At 26.6% G+C, this 5,163-nt stretch carries 5 protein-coding genes; all 5 read right to left on the bottom strand.

All coding sequences use genetic code 11. The features are described from left to right. Positions 1–74: 74 nt before the first annotated feature. Positions 75–356 (bottom strand): hypothetical protein, encoded by a 282-nt coding sequence (locus tag KQA_RS0217975; protein WP_010183022.1) that lies wholly within the window; start codon positions 354–356, stop codon positions 75–77. 49 nt (positions 357–405) lie between these two features. Beyond that, positions 406–768: a hypothetical protein gene (locus KQA_RS0217970; protein WP_010183021.1), complete on the bottom strand. Its 363-nt coding sequence runs from the start codon at positions 766–768 to the stop codon at positions 406–408. 202 nt (positions 769–970) lie between these two features. After that, complete coding sequence (locus KQA_RS0217965; protein ID WP_010183020.1) at positions 971–1,606, bottom strand: hypothetical protein; 636 nt, start codon at positions 1,604–1,606, stop codon at positions 971–973. Beyond that, positions 1,603–4,068, bottom strand: a complete 2,466-nt coding sequence (locus tag KQA_RS0217960; RefSeq protein WP_157366769.1) for a hypothetical protein — start codon at positions 4,066–4,068, stop codon at positions 1,603–1,605. The genes KQA_RS0217965 and KQA_RS0217960 overlap by 4 nt, the downstream gene beginning before the upstream one ends. A 236-nt stretch (positions 4,069–4,304) precedes the next feature. Continuing rightward, the coding region (locus KQA_RS19295) for a hypothetical protein (RefSeq protein ID WP_010183018.1) at positions 4,305–5,163 on the bottom strand (859 nt) is incomplete at its 5' end.

The raw sequence follows: 5,163 nt of genomic DNA, 5'->3' as shown, positions 1-5,163 counted from the left end.
GAAGAACTATTACCTGGATATCAGTAAAAATCTAAAACGTAGTTGCTCGGACGGATACTATTAAATTTTATAATCTATTTTTTTGCCTTATATTTTTTTAGCCCAGATTTAATAAAGATGTACATTAGAAAAACAAGAAGTAAAATAATTATGTATTTCCACCAGCTATTTTCCAACAATGACACAAAGGCTATTAAGCCTTTTTCTTTTGTAGCTCCTCCTTTGATTTTTCCATCAATTATAAAGCTGTTAGCTATTTTTGAAAAGCCCTTAAATATGATTGTTATTGCTATAACAAAATAAATAAAAGCCATAAAAAAATCTTCATGCCATTTATCTTCTTTTTCTTTAACCATTTAGATTCTATTTTTACTTTTTTACTAATTACATTACCTTTTTTCTTATTTAATGCAATAATTGGCAATATATATGGGCATAAAGGAGGGTGATTTTTTTTCTTAAAACAGGTAGGCAATAATAAATATCAGATTCATCTTCAACCTCAATATGCCATTTTAATTTTGGTATTAGACCATTTATTGTAGCAGCTATATAACTTGCTAAATTGTTTAATATATTTTTTCCACTTTCGGATTTCAAAAATTCAATTATATAATTTTCAATTATGTCTAATGATTTTAAACTTTCATCTAAACCATTAGATGTTTCAAAAGGGACATTGTTTTTTAATTCTTGGATCTGATCAGGTAAAGAAGTAATCCAGCATTCGAAATTTTCCTTTCTTTCTATTTTGTGAATATTGTACATCTTATTTTAAAATTTTGATTACTATTCCTGCTTTTTTTATGATATTCTATTTTTTAAATATTTAAAAAATAGAGCGTTTTTATTATTTTTTTAGTAGCATATTATATTATACTAATTAAAGACATTTTCCACTTATTATTTGATCATTTTTTAAACAAACTCTGTATATAATATAAATACATTCATTTTAGTTATCATTTAATTATTTTTTGATTATTCTATTTAAATCTTCGCTATCATAAGGATCTAAAAATGAACAAACTTTTTCAAAATTGACAATATCTTCTTTTATGCTCCAATTTTGGGCTTTAAAAATTTCACGATATTTTTTCTTCAAGTATTCATAATTAGGATTATCAGAAAGTTTTGCTATTATTAAATTTTTAACTCCGTCAGATGGGGTTTCCACTCTTTGATTAATAAAATTATCCAACTTTTTTATATCTGTTATGGACTCTAAAAAAGGCAATCCTTTTTGATGAAAAAAAGTCATTACCTCTTTTGTCATTTCAAAAACTTCATCTTCTGATGTAATTAAGTAATCATCCACAGAGTATATCCCCATTTCATATAGTGTTCCTTGTCTAACATAATAAGCAAAAGGTGATAATTCTTGTTCCATAATAAGACTTATCAAAGAATTATAACTTAATAATGAAATACCGTAAGAAAATTCAGGAGTAAAAACGTTGCCATAATCATAAATAACATAACTAAACTCATATATAGAATTAATGCTTTTTTTAATGAATCTATTTCCCTTTTGTACAAATTCTAATTTTTGTAAATCTTTTTTATATTCACTATCAATAATTTTCTTAACGTCTTTTTTTTTCAATTGTATGTTATTTTAAAAATATTGTATCCTTTCTGAGCTATGTCGTTAACATAAAAATCTATGGATTCTTCTATGTTCAAATTTTCGGGTAACAAGTTATTAAACTCACTGAATTGTTTAAAATAACTAATTGCTCTTTGCCCTCTTGGTTTAATTTTATCTATATTTTTATTTTTCAATGCTTCATAAAAAACTTTCTGATTTTTAGTTGTTAAACTAGAAGCTATATCGTCAGCCTTTTTCTGACTTAAATTTTGAACTACAGAACTTTTAGCATCAACTATTTGAAATTTACCATTTTTTAATTTTATTAAATTATCTACCCTGCAAGTTATTTTACCTATATCTTTTATATATATATCCAAAGTTATTTGTCTACCAACATTCAATCTTCCATAATTTTTTTGTAAATACTTTGAAACATTGAATTCATGTTGAGACCAGAATTTTTTAAATAAATCTGTTACAGGGTTATTGGTTGAAACACTATTAGTTTTTTTTAATTCATCTAATACTTCATCAATATTTCTAGACTCAATACCTATTTGATCAATAGTATTAGTAATTTCACCAACTTCTTCTATTTTTATACCGTTATTAGTATACGAATCATCAATTACTTTCTCTTCTCCTCTTTTTATATTTTCAATTATTTCATCAGCCTTGCCCTCTTCAAAGTCTAATTTTTTTAACCCTTTTTTTAACTGTTCTCTACTATACTTAGCCAAGGGTTTTAAATACTTTGAAACTTTTGAATATCCAACTCCAACTCCTTTACCTAATATTGCTCCTGCAATTCCATAGCCACAACCTTCTAAATCAAAATCTTCTTTAATACCATTATTATCACTCAATCCATTAACAAGGCAAGCTAAAGATAAACCTGATGCAAATTCTAAATATTTATTTTTATATTTAATAGTATTTTCACCTGCTGAAACTGCTACAGATATCCAATTTATATTAGAAGGATTGGCTGCTTCAGAAATTGTTTTTATTTCATCATTGAATATGCGATTAAAGACCACTTGAATACCAAAATCAATTAAAGCGCCTTGTAATGCATCTTTACCATATTTTTCAACCCCTTTCCTAAGTGTGTTTTTTAATACTTCTGCTGCTGTGTTTCTAAAAACTTCCTCTACAAAAAAAGCTCCATATTCAAATACTAACCTTTGAGCCATAAGTGCGGCTAAAGGTCCTTTTGCCCAATTTGCAGCTGTTTTTGCTATAAATGGATAAGCATAATTCGTCTTAAATTGAGCATTATATTGCCTATTATGCTCACTTTCGGATGCGGAATTAGCTAAGCCTAATTCTTCAATTTTTAATAATTCTTTAGTGATAAAATTGTTCGTATTACCAGTAGCAATATATTTATACCGTGCTTTTAAATCTACCAACGAATAATAATATGGATATTGTAATTCTTTTCCATCTGAGACATAATAATCAATACTATTTTCATTATAATCATCCCCTAAAACTTCATTACTTTCAAGATCACCTGTTTTTGTCCATAAATTAGTATTAGAAAAATAAACTCTAAATTCATTCAAACCATTCTTATATTGCCTGGCAATTCCATAATAAGGATATAATTCTAGGAAACCCTCTTTACTTTTTATATTGTTTTCAGATATAAGAACAGCTACATCATTACGGTCTTTATTATTTATTATTGATTCGTAATCAGTGATAACTTCATATTTAGTAGTAACAGTTTGTTTTGAATAAGTGTCTGTTAAAAAATTCGCAAGTTCAATTAGCTTTTGCTTTTCTACTTCTGTTGTTATTTTTGGTAATTCATTTATATAAATTCTTTTACCAATGCCTTGTTTAAGTCCAACAATATTTTCGTTTTCGTCTATTAAAAATCTCTTATAAGCTTCAACTCTCGCCAAAATTTTTTGATCATAACCTTTACCTTTAAAGGTCTTTAAATAATCCCTAATTGCTGATCCATTTATTTCCTTAGGGTTTCCTTTTGAAAAATTAGTCCCAATTACACTTAATTGCTCACCTAAAATAGTATCAACTCCATTTGTTCTATATAAATGAGTAAATACTGCATATTGAATAACATGATTTTTTTTTGAAGAAGATTTAAATAATGTTGTTTTTTTATAGACTTCATCAATTATATTTTTAATCAAAGAGCTTTTATGTGAACCTTTATAAATTTGATTTTTTATCCTACTGTAAACTTTCTGTTGATCTTTATAACTATGTATTTCTTGAGGAGTATCGAAGCTAGCAGTTATCAAATTTTTCTCTAATTCATCAAGTAAATTAGGGATTGTTTTTTTAAACTTAACCGTACTAGGAATTAGAATTTTTAGTTTGCTATCTGTAATGAAAGCATACATATCATAATCTGCATGCGAGTTAATTTTTTTTAAAACTTCATTAATTGCAATTAATTTTTCTTCTTCAAAATTTAACAATGTATTTAATCCCAAATATTCAAAAGGATCATTTGTATTTAAAGCTACTCTCTTTTTAATTTTCTTTTCATCATGGCCTAAAAAAACAATATACCATTTAGTACTATTACTTTTTTGACTATTGATACTATATAAGATATCCAGCTGATTAGAGGTGCTTTTGATAAAACTTTCGTTTACAAATATTTCATTAGTTGTATTAGAAAATATAACCAATGACAAAAACAACATGACCAATGTTATGCATTTTTTCATAGCCCTTTATATTTTGATAAAATTTGTAAAAACACTTTTGTTAATTCTTTTTTTAGGGTTTGAATTATTTTCTTATCTGTTTTGTCACTTGCCTTAGCATCCTTAATAACTTGTATAAAGTTAGCTGAAAATAATTTTGATTCATTTAGAAACCCTTCAAATGTTTTTTCATCTTCACCAGATAAAACTTTTGCAAAAAGATAAACAGCTAATTTATTATCTATTTCATAATATGATATAATATCTTCACTTGCATTTAAAGTATTTGAATTATCAATAATTTCAACATCTATCAAATCTAAATCATCAACATTTTCTTCTATTTCGTATAAATCAATCAATTCAATAGTTGTGTGAATTTGATCTAAATGGCTAGTTAATGCCTCCTCATTATCTCTTCCTTCTCTATACAACTCGTAAATAGCTTTTTTTAGTAAATTTACAATTGCCTTTTTTTCTTTATCAACTTTTTCATTGGCTTCACTAATAGATTCCTGGGCTTCCTTAAAGTTTTTTGTGGCTTCTTTTAATTCTTTTTCAGCTTCCTTTTTTTCTTCTTCAGTAGTAGCATTTTCTATATTCGATTTTGCTTCAGCAACTGCATTTCCTGCTTTTTCAAAATCTGTAGCAGCATTCGTTAGTTCTTCCTGTAATTCATCAGACAGCTGTTCTTTTTTAACTCCATCTATAATTGCTGCTGCAATGGCTTTGGTGTTTTCTTTGGTAGTTTTACTAATATCTAAATTTAAGGCTTCAACAATCGCATTGTCCAAGTTTAATAAAATTAAAGCCACATCCTCCAACACCTCCAACTCATCACTAACATCATCCACATCACCCCAATCTTTATCGTAG

This window comes from Aquimarina agarilytica ZC1, from assembly GCF_000255455.1.
Classification (GTDB): domain Bacteria; phylum Bacteroidota; class Bacteroidia; order Flavobacteriales; family Flavobacteriaceae; genus Aquimarina; species Aquimarina agarilytica.
The sequence above is the reverse complement of the archived record's forward strand: the minus strand, read 5'-3'. Positions and strand labels throughout refer to the sequence as shown.